The organism is Aldersonia kunmingensis (assembly GCF_001646865.1).
In the GTDB taxonomy this organism is placed as follows: domain Bacteria; phylum Actinomycetota; class Actinomycetes; order Mycobacteriales; family Mycobacteriaceae; genus Aldersonia; species Aldersonia kunmingensis.
This window is the reverse complement of sequence record NZ_LRRB01000094.1, coordinates 1-1430: the sequence shown is the minus strand read 5'-3', so window position 1 is coordinate 1430 and position 1430 is coordinate 1. Positions and strand designations below refer to the sequence as shown.

The 1430-nt window shown below is 67.1% G+C and carries 2 protein-coding genes; both read left to right on the top strand.

Features of this window, described 5'->3' with window-relative positions; genetic code table 11:
- On the top strand, positions 1–421 hold a 421-nt coding region (locus A8G08_RS27400), incomplete at its 5' end, for a hypothetical protein (protein WP_068272039.1).
- Entirely contained in the window at positions 418–1422 is a 1005-nt protein-coding gene (locus tag A8G08_RS07125) for an IS3 family transposase (RefSeq protein ID WP_157108442.1), read from the top strand. The genes A8G08_RS27400 and A8G08_RS07125, both read left to right, overlap by 4 nt.
- Positions 1423–1430: the final 8 nt, after the last annotated feature.

Genomic DNA, 1430 nt, shown 5'->3' with positions numbered 1-1430 from the left:
GGGGTTCACGGCCGCCGAGATTGCGGAGTTGGTGCAGGAGTATCACCTGCAACCGTATGGGCAGAAAGGGGCATGGCTGGCCGCGCAGGGCCTGACCTACCGCCGGTTTCGGCGGTGGGAAAAGGCGATCTATGACGGTGATCTCGACCGGGCCCTGATTCCGCGCAATGGTGGTGAGGTGAGCACTCCACCAGGGAAACGCAACGCGATGGCCAATGCCCGTGCCGCCGAGACCGCACGCCACGAGGCAGAACTTGCCCGGCTCCGGGCTCGGGTCACCGAACTCGAGCAGACCAACGAGGCGTTGGGAAAAGCTATCGGGCTCTTGCACGCGTTGAACGAGCACGAGCCCGCCGACACCGCGACCACGAGCGGTCCCGACAGTTCCTCGCCTCCGACAACGCCCTCGTCACCGAGTTGACCCGCACCACCGGATCACAACGGCAGGCGTTGCGGCTGGCCGGGCTGTCACGCTCGACGTGGCATTACCGATCCAAACCCCGCCCGGCGGTGCCGAACCCGGTGCATCAGAAGGACCGGGCCTACCGGTCCCGGATCGGGGAGGCCGACCGGGCGGTGATCAGCGAGAAGATCACCGCCGGCTGGCGGGCCGGTCATTCGGTGGATCACTCCTTCGCTTCCTGTTGGGACGGCGGGGTGATGCTGGCCTCGCGGCGCTCGTGGTGGCGGATCGCGGCAACGATCGCCGATCAAAGCACGCGACCGGTCACCCCCAGGCGTGCGGGCACCACCGGTCCGCGCCCGGCGCCGGTGCTCAAAGCCACTGGCCCCAACCAGATTTGGAGTTGGGACATCACCGACCTGCGCAGCCCCTGGCGGGGCGTAGCGTTCAAGGCGTACTCGGTCATCGACATCTACTCGCGCATGATCGTGGGGTGGCGGGTCGAGGAACGCGAATCCGACCACCTCGCCGTCGACATGTTCGCCCACGCCGTCACCCGCCACGGCCGGCCCACCGTCGTGCACGCCGACTCCGGGCCGGCGATGCGCTCAACAGCACTCAAAGACCTGCTGTCCGGACTCGGTATCGACCAGACCCACAACCGGCCGCGGGTCAGCAACGACAACCCGTTCTCCGAATCCGAATTCCGCACCATGAAATACCGGCCGACCTACCCGCGCACCTTCACCGAGATCGACACCGCCCGCGCCTGGGTCACCGACTACGTGTCCTGGTACAACCAACACCACCGCCACAGCGGCATCGCCCTGTTCACCCCCGCCGACGTCCACCACGGGACCTGGGCCCGGCACTGGCAGCAACGCGACCACGCCCTCCAGGCCTACTACACCGCCCACCCCGAACGATTCCGAAACCGCCCCACCACCCCGGCACCCGACGCCATCGTCGGAATCAATCTCGCAACCGAAACCGAACCCAACCGACTCCAAGCAGCTTGACATCGACC